At 68.2% G+C, this 18,122-nt stretch carries 17 protein-coding genes and 1 riboswitch; of the genes, 11 read left to right on the plus strand and 6 right to left on the minus strand.

Annotation, left to right across the window (positions count from 1 at the left end; all coding sequences use genetic code 11):
* Position 1 precedes the first annotated feature (1 nt).
* The 3 genes from GLP40_RS26795 to GLP40_RS26805 are packed head-to-tail and all read left to right on the plus strand — an operon-like array spanning position 2 to position 4,010.
* A complete protein-coding gene (locus tag GLP40_RS26795) occupies positions 2–1,258 on the plus strand; it encodes a heavy-metal-associated domain-containing protein (RefSeq protein WP_154790786.1) in 1,257 nt (418 codons plus the stop codon).
* The gene (locus tag GLP40_RS26800) at positions 1,255–2,676 is read left to right on the plus strand and encodes an alanine racemase (protein WP_154790787.1); all 1,422 of its coding nucleotides are present in this window, start codon (positions 1,255–1,257) and stop codon (positions 2,674–2,676) included. The genes GLP40_RS26795 and GLP40_RS26800 overlap by 4 nt, the downstream gene beginning before the upstream one ends.
* Positions 2,676–4,010: a pyridoxal-phosphate dependent enzyme gene (locus GLP40_RS26805; protein ID WP_154790788.1), complete on the plus strand. Its 1,335-nt coding sequence runs from the start codon at positions 2,676–2,678 to the stop codon at positions 4,008–4,010. Before GLP40_RS26800 ends, GLP40_RS26805 begins: the two co-directional genes overlap by 1 nt.
* Before the next feature lie 317 nt (positions 4,011–4,327).
* On the opposite strand, the gene GLP40_RS26810 is transcribed toward GLP40_RS26805, so the two are convergent.
* Positions 4,328–5,437, minus strand: coding sequence for an FAD-dependent oxidoreductase (locus GLP40_RS26810; protein WP_154790789.1), 1,110 nt, complete (start codon positions 5,435–5,437; stop codon positions 4,328–4,330).
* Positions 5,438–5,544: 107 nt separating this feature from the next.
* On the opposite strand from GLP40_RS26810, the gene GLP40_RS26815 reads away from it, so the two are divergent.
* From GLP40_RS26815 to GLP40_RS26825, 3 genes are all read left to right on the plus strand, one after another.
* On the plus strand, positions 5,545–6,186 hold the full coding sequence (locus GLP40_RS26815) for a TetR/AcrR family transcriptional regulator (RefSeq protein WP_328290702.1): 642 nt from the start codon (positions 5,545–5,547) through the stop codon (positions 6,184–6,186).
* Positions 6,187–6,417: 231 nt separating this feature from the next.
* The gene (locus tag GLP40_RS26820; RefSeq protein WP_230329979.1) at positions 6,418–6,786 is read left to right on the plus strand and encodes a hypothetical protein; all 369 of its coding nucleotides are present in this window, start codon (positions 6,418–6,420) and stop codon (positions 6,784–6,786) included.
* 91 nt (positions 6,787–6,877) lie between these two features.
* The gene (locus GLP40_RS26825; protein ID WP_328290703.1) at positions 6,878–8,746 is read left to right on the plus strand and encodes a Na+/H+ antiporter; all 1,869 of its coding nucleotides are present in this window, start codon (positions 6,878–6,880) and stop codon (positions 8,744–8,746) included.
* 105 nt (positions 8,747–8,851) lie between these two features.
* On the opposite strand, the gene GLP40_RS26830 is transcribed toward GLP40_RS26825, so the two are convergent.
* Positions 8,852–9,292 (minus strand): hypothetical protein, encoded by a 441-nt coding sequence (locus tag GLP40_RS26830; RefSeq protein WP_154790792.1) that lies wholly within the window; start codon positions 9,290–9,292, stop codon positions 8,852–8,854.
* A gap of 130 nt (positions 9,293–9,422) precedes the next feature.
* On the opposite strand from GLP40_RS26830, the gene GLP40_RS26835 reads away from it, so the two are divergent.
* Positions 9,423–9,656 (plus strand): hypothetical protein, encoded by a 234-nt coding sequence (locus GLP40_RS26835; RefSeq protein WP_154790793.1) that lies wholly within the window; start codon positions 9,423–9,425, stop codon positions 9,654–9,656.
* A gap of 84 nt (positions 9,657–9,740) precedes the next feature.
* Positions 9,741–10,367: a TetR/AcrR family transcriptional regulator gene (locus GLP40_RS26840; protein WP_328290704.1), complete on the plus strand. Its 627-nt coding sequence runs from the start codon at positions 9,741–9,743 to the stop codon at positions 10,365–10,367.
* A 6-nt stretch (positions 10,368–10,373) separates the two neighbouring features.
* On the opposite strand, the gene GLP40_RS26845 is transcribed toward GLP40_RS26840, so the two are convergent.
* Positions 10,374–10,715, minus strand: coding sequence for an ArsR/SmtB family transcription factor (locus tag GLP40_RS26845; RefSeq protein WP_154790794.1), 342 nt, complete (start codon positions 10,713–10,715; stop codon positions 10,374–10,376).
* Positions 10,716–10,801: 86 nt separating this feature from the next.
* Between GLP40_RS26845 and GLP40_RS26850 the strand changes: the two genes are divergently transcribed.
* Complete coding sequence (locus GLP40_RS26850; RefSeq protein WP_154790795.1) at positions 10,802–12,031, plus strand: MFS transporter; 1,230 nt, start codon at positions 10,802–10,804, stop codon at positions 12,029–12,031.
* A 60-nt stretch (positions 12,032–12,091) separates the two neighbouring features.
* Positions 12,092–12,267, plus strand: a riboswitch (M-box (ykoK) riboswitch).
* A 199-nt stretch (positions 12,268–12,466) separates the two neighbouring features.
* On the plus strand, positions 12,467–13,180 hold the full coding sequence (locus GLP40_RS26855; RefSeq protein ID WP_154790796.1) for an MgtC/SapB family protein: 714 nt from the start codon (positions 12,467–12,469) through the stop codon (positions 13,178–13,180).
* A gap of 57 nt (positions 13,181–13,237) precedes the next feature.
* Here GLP40_RS26855 and GLP40_RS26860 read toward each other — a convergent pair whose 3' ends face one another.
* Positions 13,238–14,002 carry a glucose 1-dehydrogenase gene (locus GLP40_RS26860; RefSeq protein WP_154790797.1) on the minus strand — a complete coding sequence of 255 codons (765 nt, stop codon included), beginning with the start codon at positions 14,000–14,002 and terminating at the stop codon, positions 13,238–13,240.
* 69 nt (positions 14,003–14,071) lie between these two features.
* Positions 14,072–14,911, minus strand: a complete 840-nt coding sequence (locus tag GLP40_RS26865; RefSeq protein WP_154790798.1) for a helix-turn-helix transcriptional regulator — start codon at positions 14,909–14,911, stop codon at positions 14,072–14,074.
* An 82-nt stretch (positions 14,912–14,993) separates the two neighbouring features.
* Between GLP40_RS26865 and mraY the strand changes: the two genes are divergently transcribed.
* Positions 14,994–16,079, plus strand: a complete 1,086-nt coding sequence (gene mraY, locus GLP40_RS26870) for a phospho-N-acetylmuramoyl-pentapeptide-transferase (protein WP_154790799.1) — start codon at positions 14,994–14,996, stop codon at positions 16,077–16,079.
* A gap of 72 nt (positions 16,080–16,151) precedes the next feature.
* Here the strand turns inward: mraY and GLP40_RS26875 are convergent, their stop codons facing one another.
* Positions 16,152–17,729, minus strand: a complete 1,578-nt coding sequence (locus GLP40_RS26875) for a DHA2 family efflux MFS transporter permease subunit (RefSeq protein WP_328290705.1) — start codon at positions 17,727–17,729, stop codon at positions 16,152–16,154.
* Positions 17,730–18,122: the final 393 nt, after the last annotated feature.

Genomic DNA, 18,122 nt, shown 5'->3' on the forward strand with positions numbered 1-18,122 from the left:
CATGACCGGCCCCGAACCCCGCTACGACCGGCGTGCCGCCTCCCGGGTGCTGGCCGCGCTGGCCCGGCCCGGACTGGGCGCTCCCCCGGTGCTGCCGCCGCCACGGCGTATCGAATATACCTGCGCGGCACTGCAATCGGAGCCCGGCTCCCATCTGACGCTGTCGCAGCGACTGTATCTGGAGCGGTTCATGCGCCCGTGCCGCGCCGATCAGGTGACCAGCGCGACGCATCGCATCGCCTGGACCGACAGCCACGGTATCCCCAACACCGGGCACTATCGCGCGGGTGGGCTGGGCCCGATCGTACCCATCGCCATGCGGGAGACAGTGCTCACGCTGTGGCACGCCCTGCGGGCCGATACCGCGCTGGCCCAGCGCATATCGGAGCTGAGCCCGCGCGACGAGGCGGTGCTCGAGGGCACCACCACCGATCACGAGCCACTCGAGATCTTCCGGGTGGGCATCGAGGCGGCGGGGCGGGCACTGGCACAGCACGCGTTGCTGGCACGATGGACGCCGTATCGGACCCCGGCCGAATTCGCGGTCGGGATGCGGGATTCGGGGATCTACTCCGCGGTGGCGACCCGCTGGTACTGGGAGTTGCAGGCCTCCAGCTACCGGCGCGGCATGATCGCGGTGACCCTGGCCACCCAACCCGATGGGACCGTGCGGTATTCGGCGGAGACGGTGGCGACGCTGCGCGCCATGAAGGACATGACCATCGAGGACGCACACCGCGTCATGCGCCGCGCCACCCATGCCGAGGGGTTGAGCGTGGCGGCGGCCATCGCCAAGTATCACGACGAGCTGGATCTGATCTCGCGCCAGTACGCGCTGCTGGCGCCCGGGACGCGTCCGGCCTGCCTGGCGGCCATGCCCCACCAGCTCGACGGGGAGCATTACAGCATTCTGCCGGTGGTCATCGACACGTTCACCGACCTGTTCACTCGCATCGCCGACCTGGTCACCATCGCGCGGGTGGCGGACGAAACCGGCTCGGAGAACGGGGAACTCGCCGCCGAAGACCGCGTGTTCTATGTGCCGGACATGAACTGTAAGCACTGCGTGCGCACCATCACCGGGGTGTTGGAGTCGATGAGCATCGGCGTGCAGGACATCGATTTGATCAGCAAGCGGGTGGTGGCCGAATTCCGCAGCCCCCGCAATCGGCACCGCGCCTTCGAGGCACTGCGCGACAGCGGCTACAACCCGACCCTGGTCACCCCCGCGCCCGCGACCAGCGAAACCGCGGTATGACGGCTGCCGCATCGCCGGGACTGCCGGCGAAGATGCATGCGCTGGTGCGGGAGTTCATAGCCGCGCCGGGTGCGGTGGAGGACGCGGTCACCGAGTTCGGGTCGCCCGCGCATCTGGTGTTTCCGCAGGTGTTCGCGGACAACCTGGAGCGATTGCGGGCGGTGCTGGGGGCGCGGGTGCCGGGCTTCCGGATCTGCTATGCGCACAAGGTGAATCAGTCACGGGCGTTCGTGGCGACGGCGCGGGCCGCGGGGATCGGGATCGACGTGGCCTCGGCGGCGGAGCTGGACAGTGCGCTGAAGGCGGGGTTCGGACCGGAGCGGATCGAGGTGACCGGACCCAAGGGCGAGGGATTCGTGCGGGAGCTGCTGGGCAGCGGGGTCACGATCAACGTGGACAATCTGTGGGAGCTGGAACGCATTGCGGCGCTGGCGCAGACGCGAGTGCCCGTACTGGTGCGGGTATGCGGGTTCTCGGGCACTCCGGTGAGCCGGTTCGGGGTGCCGTTGGCGCGCGTGGACGCGGTGCTCGAACTGCTGGCGGCACGGCGGGACCGGATCGACTTCCGCGGGTTCGCCTTTCATCTGGATTCGGGTGAACCGGCCGAACGTGTGCGGGCGGTGGAGACTTGCCTGGTGTTGACCGAACGTGCGTACGCGGCGGGGCTTTCGCCGTCGGTGATCGATATCGGTGGCGGGTTCCGGCAGGTGTTCACCGCGGACGCGGACGCGTTCGATGCGTACGTGCACGCGCTGCGGGAATCCCTGATGGGTCGCGGGGAGCCGATGACATGGGGCGGCAACACCTTCGGTTTCCATCTCGACGACGGCGCCGTGCACGGGACGCCAGTTTTTCACAAGTACGCCAACATTGTCAGCGCCGACCGGATGCTCGCGGACCTGCTGGATACGGGCCTGGATTCCCAGGGTGGCCGGACATTTGCACAGACGGTTGGGGAGAACCTGCTCGATGTCTGGCTGGAGCCGGGCAAGGCACTGGTCGACCATGCCGGAATCACCGTGGGGCGGGTGGAGTTCGTGAAGGAGACCGCCGATGGCAACACGCTGGTGAATCTGGACCTGAGCCGCGACGCCGTCACCCCGGCCGATCAGGAGGTGATGGTGGACCCGATCCTGGTGCCCGCCCGCGCCGCGACGGGCCCGAATTCCGGTGTGGTGGGGGTGTTCCTGGCCGGGCGGCTGTGCCTGGAGCGGGATCTGATCACCAACCACAAGGTGTGGCTGCCGCGGTTGCCCGCGCCCGGGGACCTCGTCGTGTTCCCCAATACCGCTGCCTACCACATGGATTTGTCGGCAGCGCGTGCCTCGATGCATCCGGTGCCGCCGAAACTGGCGGTGGCGCGGCGATCCGGGACGTTTTCGGTGTGCCGCGACGTTGACTGGCACGAGGTGCACTGATGCGCTACGACCACATCACCGAGCTGATCGGCAATACCCCGCTGCTGCGACTGGATCTGGCCGCGCACGGGATCGGGCACGTGGAGCTCTACGCCAAACTCGAGTTCTACAACCCGTTCGGGTCGGTGAAGGACAGGGTGGCCTGGGCCATGATCCGCGACGACCTGGACGACATCGTCGCGCGCGAGCAGACGCTGATCGAGGCGTCGAGCGGCAATACCGCCAAGGCGCTGCGCATTCTGGCGTCCGTGCACGGGATCGGGCTGCGCGCGGTCACCAATCGGATCAAGGTCGCCGAGGTGCGAGAACTGTTGCAGCTGTTGGGCACCGACATCGAAGAACTGCCCGGATTGTCGGAATGCCCGGATCCGACCGCGCCCAACGACGTGTACTCGGTCATCGAATCCACCATGGCCCGCACGCCGGGGGCCTGGTATCACCCGTCGCAGTACACCAGCGAGAAGAATATCGAGGCGCATCATCACGGGACGGGCCGTGAAATCCACGAGGATCTGGCGCGCGACGGCATCACCCGGGTCGACTATCTCATCGGCGGGCTGGGCACCACCGGGTCGACGCGTGGCACGGCGATGTTTCTGCGCAAACACAATCCGGAGTTGAAGACCATCGCGGTGGTGTCCGAGCGCGGCGATTTCATTCCCGGCATCCGGTCGGAGACCGAGATGTGGGACGTGGGCCTGTTCCAGCCCGATTTCTACGACCGCATCATGACCGTCGAGGCCGGGCGCGCGGTGGACGCCACACTCGAACTGGCCACCGCGCACGGTGTGCTCGCCGGACCGACCAGCGGTGCGACCTACGCCGCGGCCCTGGATTTCCTGAAGACCGTCGATGCGCCTGCCGCCCAGTCGGATCCGCTGGTCGCGGTGATCATCGTCTGCGACCGCCTGGAACCATACCTGTCCTATATCCGCAAGCGCCGCCCGGAACTGTTCGGCAAACCAGGCCGCGCACCCGCCCCCACCGCGGACGAACTCGCGGCGACGCCGACCCTGTCCCCCGACGGGCTCGAGGATCTGGATCGCACGGCCCGACCGACGATCGTCGACACCCGTGGTGCGATGGCCTATCGCATCGCGCACGTGCCCGGCGCTGTGAACATCCGCGATGACCACCTCGATGACATGCTCACCCAGGGCGTCCCGTTCTCCCGTTCCCGCCCCGTGGTTTTCGTGTGCCCGGTCGGCGAGGTGTCATTGCGCTTCGCGGCCCTGGCCCGCCGCGCCGGGTTCGACGCCTACAGCCTCGCCGGCGGTATCACGGCGTGGCGTGACGCGGGCAGGCCGATGGAGTCCACACCGCGCCCCGAATGAGCTGTGGGATGGCCACCTGCGGCTCGACCACGGCCGGACGGGAGCCTGCCTGCCTGGGCTGTGTATCTCGTCGTTGTCGGTGTCGCTGGATCGGTGGTGTCACGCTGCGAGGGATCCCGGTGGTAACCGCGCGGAGAACAGCGACCATGGGTTCGCGGAGGACCTCGAAGACCTCTAGGGAATGGCCGCGAGCGGGGCGGAGACGGTCGGGCGCGGTGTTGCGCTGAGCAATCGCCCTACAGAACACCACTGCGCCCGGTGACGTCGTTCGTACTGTGCACTCCATGGCAGCTTCGGGATCCGTGTTCGGTGACAGTTCAGCCAGGTTGGAAGAAGGCGAGCATTCTCCGGCTGGCGTCCGGCGAGGTCAGGATTTCCTGGATGCGTGTGGACATCCGGGCGGCAGCGCTGGTGCGTTCGAACATCTCGCGTTCGTATTCCTTGACGGCGGTGGGAAAGTCGTCCGGGTGCGCGGCCAGCGCGAGACCGAGCAAGGCGCCGTCGAGCAGTGCCATATTGGCGCCCTCTCCCACCGGTGGCATCAGGTGCGCGGCATCGCCGAGCAGCGTGACGTCTGGCGTCGACGGCCAGGTCAGGCCGACCGGGAGAGCGGTGATCGACCGCGGCACGATCGTGTCGTCGCAGGCCGCGATCAGCGCGGTGAACCGTGAGTCCCAGCCGGGGAGCAGCTCGATCAGCCGCGCCCGGGCGGCGGCCGGGTCGTCGAATGGGATCCCACTGGTAGCGAGCCAGTCCTCGGCGGTGTTGTAGAAGCTGAGGCCGATGCGAACGCGGCCGTCGCCGTTGCGCTGCGCCGCCAGGGATAGTCCATTGCCGAGCACCCAGTAGTTGCCGCGCCCGACCATCGCCGCGAGGTCGGGATGGGTGCGGTCGATGTCGGGAATGCCGACCTCGATGACGTTCTGGCCGATATGCGCCGGGCGGGCGTCGGTGAGCAGCGCGCGGACCCGGGACTGCGCGCCGTCCGCGCCGACCAGCAGGTCATACGTCGCACTGCTGCCGTCGGCGAAGTGCAGCAGGCCGTTGTCAGCGGATCTGAACGCGCGGCCCCAACGCACCATGTCTTCGGGGAGGGAGTCCAGCAGAAGGTTGCGCAGATCCGCGCGGTCGACCTCGGGGCGGTCGAACGGGGCGTCGTCGGGCGTGTCCTCCTGGAGCAGCAAGGTGCCATCCGGCTCCAGAAGGCGCATGTCCTGCCCTTCACCACGGGCGATCGCGTGGAACCGATCGATCAGGCCGGCCTCACGCAGCGCCCGCTGCCCGGAATGTATGTCGAGCATGCCGCCCTGACCACGCGCGTCGCGCGAGAGTTCGCGTTCGTACACGACGGCGTCGATGCCGTTCACGTGCAACAACCTGGCGAGGGTCAAGCCGCCCAGCCCGGCTCCGACGATGGTGATGGTCATGGTCGCCCCTTCGATACACTGAATTATCCAATACACTGTATCGAAGCATGCGATGTATCGTCAGGGTCATGTTGGTGTGGGAGAGGCCAGAGCCACCGGATCGACCGGTGCCGGCCCCACTGAGCCGGGAGCGGATCGTAGGAGCGGCGATCCGGCTGGCGGACGCGGACGGGCTGGCGGCGGTGTCGCTACGGAAAGTCGCCGCCGCACTGGACGTGGGGCCGATGCGGCTCTACGGCTACATCGCCACCAAGGAGGAGTTGCTCGACCTGATGGTCGATGCGGTCTACGCCGAGATCCGACCGGCCGGAGACGGTTGGCGAGAGGTGCTACGGTCCCTCGCCGAAACCACCCGGCAGGCGGTTCACCAGCACGAATGGCTTGCCGACCTGATCGGCGGGCGGCCCCAGCTCGGGCCGCACGCGCTGGCCAGAGGAGAGGCCGTGGTGGCCGCGATGGCCGGCGTCGATGTGGACACCGTCATGCCGGTGGTCGACGCGGTCAATGCGTACGTGATCGGCGCGGTGCGCCGGGAGATCACCGAGCAGCGCGCCGAGCGAGCCACCGGGATGGACCAGAGACAGTGGCAGGCCGCCTTCGGGCCCTATCTGGAACGGGCCTTCGCAACCGGCCGATTCCCCGCGCTGTCCGCGGTCATCCACGACGGCGCGCACCTGGACGCCGACCAGACCTTCCGCATGGGCCTCGACTTCCTCCTCGACGGCATCCACGCCCACATCTCGAGCTGACACACAGCCGAGGCACCGGACAGCGCCGCCCGTGGCACCGACTCGGCGTTGACGCGCCCGAACCTCAGCGACCCGCCAACCTGAGCAGGTCGGCGTCGTGCTCGCTGATCATCCCCCGCGTGTGCCGGTCCGCTCGACGACGACCAGCCGGCAGCGCGGCCTCGCTCGCCCGTATCAGCGGCCAATAGTGGTCGATGTCAACATGCATCGTTCCCCCGCCACCGAATCATGATGGACGACACCGCAATCGGAACGGGCACACCGCAGGCCGCGATGGTGCCGATCTCGCCGACTCTGCACTTCGCGCCAACTGGCGCTAAGGTGCCGAGGGTCGAATTCACCAGCGTTGCCAGGAGTTTCACCATCAGCATCGAGCGCGCCGCAGGACCGGCCACCACCGACCTGCGCATCACCCTGACCGTTTGTCATGCCGCCACCGTCGTGTGCTTTTCGGCCGGTGTCGTCTCCATCCTGATCGGCTCCTATACCGATGCCGGGTCGGTGTTCAACATGGTCGGTGTCGTGCTGTGGCTGGCCGCGCTGGCGGCCCGCATCGGGGTGTTCGCGATTACGCGGTCGCGGTCCGGGCACGCGAAGTAGCCCGGTTCGCCCGCGGCCGCAGCGGGCGGGGGTAGTGCGCTGGTAGCGAGCCGATGCCGGAATCGGGCATCGCGGCTGGCACGATGATCCCGTGGAGTGGGCGTTCGGACTCGTATTGCTGGTGTCGGTGGCGGTCGCGTTGGCGGCCGGTGCGCGTCGGCTGGGGTTGGGTGAGCCGTTCGTGCTCACCGTGGCCGGGGTGATCGGGTCGTATCTGCCGCTGGTGCCGGAATTCGATGTCGAACCCGAGCTGGTGTTGCTGGGGTTGCTGCCGCCGCTGTTGTACACGACGGCGATTCGCACATCGCTGGTGGACTTCCGGCCGAAGAAGACCTCCATCACGCTGCTGTCGGTGGGTTTGGTGCTGTTCACCGCGTTCGCGGTGGGCGCGGTGGTGTATCAGCTGCTGCCGGTGCCGTTCTCGGCGGCGGTGGCCATCGGCGCGATCGTGGCCCCGCCGGACGCGGTGGCGGCCACGGCGGTGGCGCGGCGGGTCGGGATGCCGCGGCGGATCGTGACCCTGCTCGAGGGCGAATCACTGTTCAACGACGCGACCGCGCTGGTGACCCTGCGGACCGCGGTGGCGGCGATGGCCGGCAGTGTGACGCTGTGGGAGGCGGGCGCGAGTTTCCTCGGCGCGGCCGGTGGCGGCGCGCTCATCGGCGGGGTGGCGGCGATGTTGCTGGTGGTCCTGCGTCGCCGCATCAGCGATCCGGTGCTGGACACGAGTGTGTCGCTGCTCGCGCCGTGGATCGCTTATCTCCCCGCCGAAGGAGTCCACGCCTCGGGCGTGATCGCGGTGGTGACGTGCGGTCTGATCCTGGGCCACGGCGCCCCGCAGTGGCAGAGCGCGGCCTCGCGCATCGCCGAGCACACGAATTGGCGCACCATCCAATTCCTGCTCGAGAGCGCGGTTTTCCTGCTGATCGGCCTGCAGGTGCGACATCTGGTGGAGGAGGCCTGGCACAGCGGGCTCTCGCATTCGACGCTGCTGTTGACGTGTGCGGCGGTCCTGGTGACCGTGATCGTGGTGCGCCCGGTGTGGGTGTTCCCGGCGACCTACGGGGCTTGGCGGATCGAGGGCCGGCGGCAGGGAAAACCCAAGCCGGAGTGGACCGGTCCGGCGGTGGTGTCGTGGGCGGGCATGCGTGGTGTGGTGACACTGGCCGCGGCGCTGCTGTTGCCGTCCGATACCCCGGAGCTGGCAACGCTGCGGCTGCTGGCGGTCGTGGTGGTGGGCGGAACCCTGCTACTGCAAGGCTTGTCGCTGCCGCGGCTGGTGCGGTTGCTGCGCCTGCGCGGACCCAGTCGGGCCGAGGACCTGTTGCAGGAGGCGAATCTGCTGCAGCAGGCCACCGCGGCGGGTCTCGCGGCCCTCGAGGAGAACATCGCTCCCGAGACCCCGCCGGATGTGGTCGACGCTCTGCGCAATCGGGTGGTGATGCGCGCGCGGTCGGCATGGGAGTTGCTGGGGCGCTCCGAGTCCCAGCGCGTGACGCCCAGTGGCGAGTACCGGCGCCTGCGGCTGGCCATGCTGGCCGCCGAACGCGAAACCGTACTGCGCATCCGGGATTCGGGTCAGGTGGATCAGGAAGTGCTGCAGGCGGTTATGGCGACCCTCGACATCGAGGAGTCCACCATCGACCGGGTCGCCCAGGCCGAGGGAGACGATGGCACACCGTTGCGCTCCCCCGTCACCGCCGGAGCCTGCGAGCACCTGCGCGAGGCCCCGTGCGTCCGCGTCCCCGATACTCCGGACGCCTGCGGTGAATGCCTCGACGAGGGCCTGGTCTGGGTGCACCTGCGCATGTGCCTGGACTGCGGTCACGTCGCCTGCTGCGACTCCTCACCGGGCAATCACGCGACCAAGCACTTCAACAACACCGGACACCCGGTCATGCGCAGTGTCGAGCCGGGTGAGTCCTGGCGCTGGTGCTACCTGGACGAGCTGCTCGGCTGACCCCGGCCGGGCATGAGGCGCTCGACGCGCACATCCGGCCCCGCGTGAGATCGTCGCCGATGCCGGTGCATCAGGCGTTCCCGGGCATTGGAGGCGATCATCCGGCTAGTCGGGGATTCTCCACTCGTTGCGGTCGGCCATGGCGCGGGCCGACCAGCGCACGGCGTAGCCGAGGACCAAGCACGGCAGCGACGCCGCCGTGAAAACCACTGCCGCCACCACGAATCCGCTGATCAGACCGAGGATCAGCGACTGCATGCCCGGGTCGCAGTGGCTGGTCAGACCGCTCACCGCCGCGCAGTTGCCGAAGCTGGCCTCGCCGTAGACCCGCGCCCACAGCCCGATCCCCGCCCACACCGACACGGCGAGCACGACATTGGCGATATACCAGCATCGCACCAGTTTCCGCACGAAGATCAGTGCCCCGAGCTGCCCGGAGTCGAGACCATCGGCGACCTCGTCACTGACGCCGAGATGACGCCCCCATCCGGCGGGCTCGGGGACTTCGGCAACGACGGGGCTACGGGCGTACCGGCTTGCGGTCATACTGCGCGATCCTTCTGCACCTCGAACAGTCCACGGGCACAGGTCGATTCACGCTGCCCACCCGAACTGAAGACAAACTGCGTCGATCATCGCAGCGCCGCCCGGATTCCGATGCCTTTGCGGCGGAATCGTGGTCGATCACAAGGTCAGGAGGCCATACGTATGGCTCTACGACAGCGGTGCCGCCGCCTTCAGCCCGCAGCAGTTCAGCCTGGGCAGCGGGGGCACCGCGACCTCGACCTGGACGCCCACCTCGACGAGCGTGCATTCTGTGCAGGCCTGGACCTACAACGGCTCCCAGTGGGCGGTCGTGACGGTCGGCACCGGCATCAATCTGGGCAGCGCCTGCGTGGTCACCGGCTAGCGGCGCCCCTGTCGCCGGGCGGAGTGGCAGTGCCCGGTGCCGGGTGTGCGATCCCGCCCGGCACCGGGCATTACTCTTGACCCGGTGCACACCGAGCAGCCTCCCTCCGACGCCGAGCCCCGCATCTGGGGTGGAACGACCCTGACCGAGCGCCGTGAGGCGCGCCGCGTCGCGCTGCTCGAGGCCGCACTGGACCTGATCGGTGAATCCGGGGCGGGTGCGGTCACCATGCGCGCGGTGTGCCGGCGCGCCAATCTGACCGACCGCTATTTCTACGAATCCTTCGCCAGCCGTGACGAACTGCTCGATGTGCTCTACCGGCAGATCGCCGAGGAGTTCCTGGATCCGATGACCGCCTTCGCGGTGGTCGATGATCCCGACCGGGATCGCGCGCTGTCGCAGGCATTGGTCGACAAGGTGCTCGAGGACCCGCGCAAGTCGCGGTTGTTCCTGGTGGAGCCGTATTCGTCAACAGGTCTGGGGCAGACGACGATCGCGGTGATGCCCGCCTTCACCCGTCTGATCCAGGATCATCTGTTCGCCCACATCGACGATCCGGTGCGACGGCGGCTGGCCGCGGTCACCATGGCCAGCGGCAATGCGGGCATGTTCTCGGCCTGGCTGAATGGCACGCTGCGCGCTACGCGTGAGCAGATCGTCGATCATCTGGTGGAGACCATCGACGCCTACCGCGGGATGTATCGCGGCTGATTCCGCTCAGGCGCCCGGGGTCGCGGTGCGGCCGTGGGTGATCACCAGGTCCAGTAGCCCGGGGAAGCGTGCCTCGAGATCTTCGGTGCGCAGCCGGTTCAGGCGGCGGGTTCCCTCGTCGCGCTGGCGGATGATGCCTGCTTCGCGCAGGGTTTTGAAGTGCCCGCTCTGGGTGGATTTGCTGATGGGCAGATCGAAGGTGGTGCAGGCCAGTTCGCCGTTCTCGGCGGCGGCCAGGCGGGTCACGATGGTGAGCCGGATGGGGTCGGCGAGCGCGGCCAGCACGGTGATGAACCGCAGCTCTGCGCGGTCGGGGTGTACCAGGTCGGTGGCGGTTCGGCTGGCCATGGCTCCAGACTATTCCACATGTTCACAAATTCCGAACATCCTGTTATGTTCGGGAACATCGAACATGTCTGCGTCAGGGGAACTTCATGACAGTCGGCCAATCCACCACACCGGATCACGGTGCCCTCCAACAGGATTCACCCTCCGCAAGCGGTCTGCGATTCTGGGGCACCGCCTACACTCTGTTGATCCTGTTGACGGGCACGAACGTGGCCACGCCGCTGTATCACGGCTATGCGCAGCGTTTCGGATTCTCGCCGCTGGTGATGACCTTGGTGTTCGCGGTCTACATGGGCGTGCTGATTCCTTCGCTGCTCATCGCCGGTCCGGCCTCGGATGCGGTGGGCCGCCGCCGAATTCTGCTGCCCGCCCTCGCGCTGGCGGCGCTGGGGTCCGCGGGTTTCGCCCTGGCGAGCAATGTCGTCTGGTTGTTCGCGGCCCGCATTCTGCAGGGACTGGCGGTGGGCGCCGCCTCGGGCGCGCTGACCGCCGCGTTGACCGAGCTGGAACCGCACGGCGATCGCCGCCGCGCCGCCCTGGTGTCGGCGGTGGCCTCCGCGGGCGGTATGGGCGTGGGGCCGCTGCTGGGAGCCGTTCTCGCCCAATATCTTCCGGCTCCATACGTGACGCCGTTCGCGGTGGAGCTGGCGCTATCGGTCCCGGCCGTGGTCGCGGTCGCGACGCTGCCGCAGACCCGCGTCGCCTCACGCTGGCGACCACGACACCCGAGTATCCCGGTGGGAATGGGCGCACTCTTCGCCGCCGCGGGTACCGGAGCCTTCCTCGGCTTCGCGGTGGTCGGTGTCTTCTTGACCTTGATACCCACCTATGCCGCCACGCTGTCCGGCAGCGCGAATCTCGTGATCGGCGGCGCCGCGGCCGCGCTGCTGCCTGCCGCGTGGGCGGTGGCGCAGTTGCTCGGCTACGGCAGATCCGAACGCGCGCTGGAGTTTACGGGCTTCCCTCTGCTGGCGATCGGATTGGCCGCGCTCGCGGTCGCGGGTTCGATCTCCTCGCTGCCGCTGTTGCTGTGCGCGACGGTGCTCGCCGGTGCCGGTCACGGTCTGGTGTTCCTGTCGGGCCTGACCGCGATCAACGCGGCAGCCCCGGTCGAGCGTCACGCCGATGTGCTGTCGACCTATTTCGTCATGGCCTATTGCGGCAGCGGCGGCCCGGTGATCGGGGTCGGCCTGCTGGCGGGTGCGACCGGTTTGCTCAGTGCCGTACAGATCTTTGCCACGGCGGTCGCGGTGTTGTGTGTGCTACGGCTGATAATCGGCGCGGTGGTGGCGCTGGGGCGCGAGTGGCGGCGGTGAGCGACGGCGCTCACATCGGGTTGCCGATTCCCCCGGCGCGGGTGTTTACTCATCCGCGTACGGTGCCGTCGTTAGCTGAGGCTCCTTCACGGATACAGGCCGGCGATCCCGAACGTCGAGAGACGCCCCGGATCAGGACAGGTTTCCCCGAGCTAAGGGGATGCCCCGACCGGCTCCCGCCACCTGTGGCGGGTTTACGCCGCGGAGTGCTGAAGGTCTTACGAGGGGTGGTACCCGTACCGGCGATTTCACGCCGGTCCCACCCCCGGCGTGCGTGCAGATTGCGCCGAGGAGGTGGTGGTCGTGCCCGATGGATCGGATCGAGTTCCGTTAGCCAATCGTTCACTCTGCGACACTCCCGCCATCGTCCGGGCGCTACCGAAACCCCTGTAGCGTCCGTTCCCGGAGTGCGCCGTCATCCGCTGGGAGATCGAGATGACCATGTGGGAAATACTGCTGCGACTCGGCACGGGTGTCGGGCTGGGCGCGGTGATCGGATTCGAGCGCCAGTTCCGGGCCCGGATGGCCGGACTGCGCACGAATTCACTGGTCGCGGCTGGCGCGACGCTGTTCGTGCTGTTGTCGGCGCACGGCTTCAACGGCGCGTCGGCGGACCCGACTCGTGTTGCGGCACAGATTGTCTCGGGTATCGGGTTCCTGGGTGCGGGTGTGATCCTGCGCGACGGGTTCAATATCCGCGGCCTGAACACCGCCGCGACGCTGTGGTGCGCGGCGGCGGTGGGTGCGCTCGCGGGTGCGGGCATGTATTCGACCGCGGCGGCGGGCACGGTGGCGGTGGTCGTGGTGAATACCGCGCTGCGCACGGTGGCGCGGTCGGTGGATCGGCCCCTCGCCGATGATGTCGAGGCCGAGGAGGCGTTGTACGCGTTCACCGCCGACACCGACGACGCGCATGAAGCGCATGTGCGGGCGTTGCTGGTGCAGTCGTTGACGCGCACCGATTTCCGGCTGGTGTCGATCTCGAGCCACGACACCTCGCCCGGGAAGGTGCAGGTGCGCGCGGAGTTGACCGGTGATCGCCGTGACGACCGGCAGATGGAGGCGGCGGTGTCGCGGTTGAGCTTGGAGCCGTCGGTGACCAGTGTCGGCTGGCGCACGGTGCCGCAGCGAGTGCAGGCGGAGCAGTGAACACCGCCCGCGGTCGCATCCGTCGCGGGGAGTGCGCTGACCGCCTCTCGACCCGGCTCACACCATGGCCGAGGCGATCACGGTGGTCAGGCCGCCGTCGACGAGCAGGTCCTGGCCGGTGATGTAGGAGGCATCGGGCGAGGCGAGGAAGGCGACGGCGGCGGCGACCTCCTCGGCCCGGCCGACCCGTCCGGCGGCCACGATCGCGGAGGCTGCGGCCTGGGCGTCGACGGAGGCCTCGGCCCGGTAAGCGGGGGTGTCGATATAGCCGGGGCTGACCGAATTGACCCGAATTCCCTGGGGCGCCAACTCCGCGGCCAGGGTCCGCGTCAGGTTCTGCACCGCGGCCTTGCTCGCCGAATACAACGCGGTCCCCGGCGCACCCCGGTACAGGGCGAAGGAGGCGTTGATGACGATCGCCCCACCCGCGCTCAGCAGTGGCAGTGTCTTCTGCACGGTGAAGAACGCCGCCTTGAAGTTGATTCCCACGACCCGATCGAACTCCGCGGGGTCCACCGCGGTCATCGGCTGGAACGCCCCGATCCCCGCGTTCACGAACACCACATCCAGCCGCCCGAACCGCTCGCTCACCTCCCGCGCCAGCGTGTCGAGGTCCTCGACGCTGCTGGCGTCCCCCGCGATCCCGACGGCCGGTTCCCCCAGTTCCGCGACCGCGGCGTCGAGGCGCGGTTCGTCGCGCCCGGTGACGATCACCCGCGCCCCTTCCTCGATGAGCCGGTGCGCGGTGGCCAGCCCCATCCCGCTGCTGCCGCCGGTGATCAGCGCGATCTTGTCCTCGAACCGAAACCCGTTGTGTGTCATGCCTTCACCCTGCCGCCGCGCGCCCGGGGCAAACAGTGCGTGGTGATGGTGGGTGTGCCACCACCACCTTCACGCGGGCGGGGCCAGGCGCAGGCGTCGGATCTGGTCGAGGCGGTCGGCGGTGCCGGTGTCGGGGCGCGGGTTGTAGAGGACCATGTGGCGGTCGGGTTGATCGGCGAGGAGGAGGGTGGTGGCGTCGAAGTGGAGGTCGCCGACCTCGGGGTGCCGCAGGGCGTTGACCGCCTGTCCGGCGGGGCCGACGTCGTGGCGCGACCACAGGCGCGCGAATTCGGGGCTGCGGGAGGCGAGTTCGGTGACGACCGAGCCGAAGCCGGGGTCGTCGGGGCAGGGGGCGGAGTCGGCGCGGTAGGCGGCGGCGACCGCGGGCGCGGCTTCGGCCCAGATGTCGGGCACGGCCAGGTAGCGGGGGTTGGTGAAGTAGGTGACCAGGCAGTTGTGGCCCGGGCCTTCGAAGCCGAAGACCGCGCGGGCGGTGTCGTTGTAGGCCAGCACGTTCCAGTAGCGGTCGCGCAGGACCGCGGGGCGGGTTCCCCACGCGTCCAGCAGATTCCGGGTCTCGGCGGCGATATCCGGGCCGCTGTCGCCGCCGCGGCAGGGCGGGTTGAGCCCGGCGAGGATGTAGAGATGGGCGCGTTCGGGGTCGGTGAGCAGCAGGGCGGCGGCGATGGCGTCGAGGACCTCGGCCGAGACGGTGATATCGCGGCCCTGTTCGAGCCAGGTGTACCAGGAGACGCCGACACCGGCGAGGACGGCGACCTCCTCGCGACGCAGCCCAGGGGTGCGGCGACGCCCGGCGACGGGAAGCCCGACCTGGTCGGGGGTGATGCGGGCGCGTCTGCCGCGCAGGAACTCTCGCAGGTGGTCGCGCCGTCCGGCCGCTGTGTCCATACCTCACGCTAACAACGACGCATGCACGTTTCGTTCGTGTGCCGGTTAGCATGTGACGCAATTCGGGTCTCGAGGGGGGCGGATGCGGCAGATCCTGGTGGCGGCGATGGTGGCGTTGGCGGTGTCGACCATGGCGACGCCATTGCTGATCCGGTTGTTCACGCGCCATCGCCTGGGGCAGGAGATCCGCGCGGACGGGCCGCAGACCCATCTCGCCAAGCGCGGGACGCCGACCATGGGCGGGATCGCGATCCTGATCGGACTGTGGGCCGGCTATCTGGCGGCGCATCTGGTGGGCGCCCGGGGCGGGACCGGGGCGACGGCGTCGGGGCTGCTGGTGCTGGGTTTGGCCACCGCACTGGGCGCGGTCGGCTTCCTCGACGACTACATCAAACTGTCCAAGCAGCGCAGTCTCGGGCTCACCGCATCGGGCAAATATGTCGGGCAGCTCGGTGCCGCGGTGATTTTCGGGGTGCTGGCGTTGCAGTTCCGCGGTGGCGGCGGGTCGACCCCGGGCAGTAAGCAGGTCTCGATCGTGCGTGATATCACCACCGTGTCGCTGGGGCTGATCGGGTTCCTGGTGGTGGCCTGTGTCCTGGTGGTGGCCTGGTCCAACGCGGTCAATATCACCGACGGCCTCGACGGATTGGCCGCGGGCTCCATGGGTCTGACGCTGGGCTCGTATGTGCTGATCACGTTCTGGCAGTACACGCACTCGTGTGCGGCCAAGGCGGTGCCGGGCTGCTACACGGTGCGCGATCCGCTGGATCTGTCGATCGTGTGCGCGGCAGGGGCGGCCGCGTGTGTGGGATTCCTGTGGTGGAACGCGGCTCCGGCGAAGATCTTCATGGGTGACACCGGGTCGCTGGCGCTGGGCGGGCTGCTGGCGGGGTTGTCGATCACCAGCCGCACCGAGCTGCTGATGGTGGCCGTCGGAGCGTTGTTCGTGGCCGAGATCCTATCGGTGCTGCTGCAGATCGTCATGTTCCGCACCACCCGTACCCGGCTGTTCAAAATGGCTCCCTTCCATCATCATTTCGAACTCACCGGCTGGCCGGAGACCACCGTCATCATCCGGTTCTGGCTGCTGGCGGCGATCGCGTCGGCCACCGGCCTGATCGCCTTCTACGGCGAGCACCTGACCACCACCGGCTCGCAGCTGCCCTGAAACGCCGTGTGGCCCACCCGGAGTCGAGATCCGGATGGGCCACAGGGGTTATCGCTCAGTGCGTCATTTCACTCAATGCACGACGGCGGGTGCGTCGGCCGCGGCGGGCACGACCGATTTGGCACGGGGCAGGAAGAACGCCGGAATCAAGGTGGCGACAAGGATGCACAGCGCCACCACGAACGTGTGGGCGAATGCGCGCGCGGCGAGGTCGAAGCCCTCGTCGAGCAGGTTCCGCGGCAGATGGGCGAGCTGGCCGTTGTAGCGCGATCCGATGGCCGCGTTGGCCAGGGAGGGGTCGGGGGCGCCCGGGGGCACCGGCACGCCCTTGCCGCCCAGGGTGGCGCCCCGGTTGAGCAGGGTGGTCAGCACCACGGAAATGGTTGCGGTGCCGATGGATCCGGCGGTCTGGTTGACGATGTTCATCAGCGTCGACCCGCGCGCGACCTCACTGTGGGTCAGCGTCTGGATGGCGGCGGTCATGGTCGGCATCATGGTGCAGCCCATGCCCAGACCCATCACCAACAGCACCCCGCACAGCAGCGCATACGGGGTGTCGGCCTTGACCTGGGTCAGGAACGCCATGCCCACCGACATGACGGTGATACCGGTGAGCACGATCTTGCCGGGCCCGATCTTGTCGACCAGCCGGCCCGCGATCGGCATGGTGAGCATGGCGCCCAGGCCCTGCGGGGCGATGAGCAGACCGGCTGCCAGGGTCGATTCCCCGCGCACCTGTTGCAGATATGACGGCAGCAGCAGACCGGAGCCGAAGAACGCCATGGCGAACAGGGTCATGGTCATCACCGCGAAGCGCAGCGACTTGTTCTTGAACAGCCGCAGTTCGATCAGCGGGTGTTCGGTACGCAGCGCGTGGAACACGAACCCGATCAGCAGCGCCAAACCGATGATCGCCGGGATGAGCACCTTGGCCGATTTGACGGTGCCCTCACCGGGAATCGACGATACGCCGTAGAGGAAGGCGGCCAGGCCGGGTGAGGCCAGCAGCATGCCCAGGAAGTCGAAGGTCTGCGAGGGCTCGGGGTTGTCGCGTGGAAAGACGATGAACGCCAGGATCAGCGCGATGACACCGATGGGCAGGTTGATCAGGAAGATCCAGTGCCAGCTGAAGGATTCGATGAGCCAGCCACCCAGGATCGGGCCCGCGATCGGACCCAGCAGCATCGGTATACCCAGCACCGCCATGACCCGGCCGATGCGGGTCGGTCCCGCGGCGTGGGTCATGATCGTCATGCCCAGCGGCATGAGCATGCCGCCGCCCAGGCCCTGGAGGACGCGGAAGCCGATGAGCGACTCGATGTTCCAGGCTGTCGAGCACAGTACCGAGCCCAGCACGAAGAATGTCAACGCCATCATGTAGAGGCGTTTGGTGCCGAAGCGGTCGGCGGCCCAGCCGGTGAGCGGGATGACCGTCGCCAGGGCGAGGGTGTAGCCGGTCATCGACCAGGCGGCGATGGCGTAGGTGGTGTCGAAGTCGTGCTGGAAGGTGGGGATCGCTACGGTCACGACGGTCACGTCGAGGATCGACATGATGGCGCCGAGCACCACGACACCGGCGATTTTGAAGACGCCGATGTCCAGCTTGTCGTCGGCGGAATCGACCGCCACGGTATCCGGAGGAGTGGTCACCGCTTCAGCCTGCCAGCCGGTTGGTGACGAAACCAGCACATTTTGTTATCGACGTGCGGCGGCACATGATCAGCGTCGCCATCGCCCCCATTCCGACGGCGGCGGCCAGCCGTCGTCATTGTCATAGAAGTTCCGCGTCCACGGCGGGCGTCGGAAGGCCTCGGCAGACGTCCCGAACTCGGAGGTCGCCCGGATCTGGTTGGCGCACATCGCTTTTGCCCTCGGAATCGGTGGATCGATGGCAATGTGATCGGCGCTGACGAGGAGGTCCTCGCTGCGGCGCGATAGTCGCTGGAGCCAGGCCCCCCAGCAATAGCGAATGTCCGGCAATTTTACGGTGTGTCGGGAGGACCCGGTCCCCGCGCGTACGCTGGCGGTCTCGAGCGATCCATC

This window comes from Nocardia aurantiaca, assembly GCF_009708175.1.
GTDB lineage: Bacteria > Actinomycetota > Actinomycetes > Mycobacteriales > Mycobacteriaceae > Nocardia > Nocardia aurantiaca.

Bases quoted from the DNA above. Each gene is read 5' to 3' on its own strand.
- GLP40_RS26795 (WP_154790786.1), top strand. From the start codon at position 2: ATGACCGGCCCCGAACCCCGCTACGACCGGCGTGCCGCCTCCCGGGTG.
- GLP40_RS26800 (WP_154790787.1), top strand. From the start codon at position 1,255: ATGACGGCTGCCGCATCGCCGGGACTGCCGGCGAAGATGCATGCGCTG.
- GLP40_RS26805 (WP_154790788.1), top strand. From the start codon at position 2,676: ATGCGCTACGACCACATCACCGAGCTGATCGGCAATACCCCGCTGCTG.
- GLP40_RS26810 (WP_154790789.1), bottom strand. From the start codon at position 5,437: ATGACCATCACCATCGTCGGAGCCGGGCTGGGCGGCTTGACCCTCGCC.
- GLP40_RS26820 (WP_230329979.1), top strand. From the start codon at position 6,418: ATGGACGACACCGCAATCGGAACGGGCACACCGCAGGCCGCGATGGTG.
- GLP40_RS26830 (WP_154790792.1), bottom strand. From the start codon at position 9,292: ATGACCGCAAGCCGGTACGCCCGTAGCCCCGTCGTTGCCGAAGTCCCC.
- GLP40_RS26845 (WP_154790794.1), bottom strand. From the start codon at position 10,715: ATGGCCAGCCGAACCGCCACCGACCTGGTACACCCCGACCGCGCAGAG.
- GLP40_RS26850 (WP_154790795.1), top strand. From the start codon at position 10,802: ATGACAGTCGGCCAATCCACCACACCGGATCACGGTGCCCTCCAACAG.
- GLP40_RS26855 (WP_154790796.1), top strand. From the start codon at position 12,467: ATGACCATGTGGGAAATACTGCTGCGACTCGGCACGGGTGTCGGGCTG.
- GLP40_RS26860 (WP_154790797.1), bottom strand. From the start codon at position 14,002: ATGACACACAACGGGTTTCGGTTCGAGGACAAGATCGCGCTGATCACC.
- GLP40_RS26865 (WP_154790798.1), bottom strand. From the start codon at position 14,911: ATGGACACAGCGGCCGGACGGCGCGACCACCTGCGAGAGTTCCTGCGC.
- mraY (WP_154790799.1), top strand. From the start codon at position 14,994: ATGCGGCAGATCCTGGTGGCGGCGATGGTGGCGTTGGCGGTGTCGACC.